General features: G+C 68.5%; 1 protein-coding gene. It reads left to right on the top strand.

Annotated elements, in window-relative coordinates:
* On the top strand, nt 1-222 hold a 222-nt coding region (locus AX750_RS21220), incomplete at both ends, for a tyrosine-type recombinase/integrase (RefSeq protein WP_156462474.1).

Raw genomic sequence — 222 nt, 5'->3', positions numbered from 1 at the left:
AGCAGCCGGGCCAGCCGATCACGACGCGCCAGCTCAACCGGGCCTGCCATGCCGCGGCCGTTGCGGCGAAGCTCGACAAGCGGGTCTCGATGCACACGCTGCGGCACAGCTTCGCCACCCACCTGCTGGAGCGGAAGACCGATATCCGGGTGATCCAGGTCCTGCTTGGCCACAGGAAGCTCGACACCACCGCCGTCTACACCCGCGTCGCGCTGAAGACCC

It is taken from the genome of Methylobacterium sp. CCH7-A2 (assembly GCF_001557075.1).
GTDB lineage: Bacteria > Pseudomonadota > Alphaproteobacteria > Rhizobiales > Beijerinckiaceae > Allobosea > Allobosea massiliensis.
This window is presented reverse-complemented; position numbering and strand designations above follow the sequence as displayed.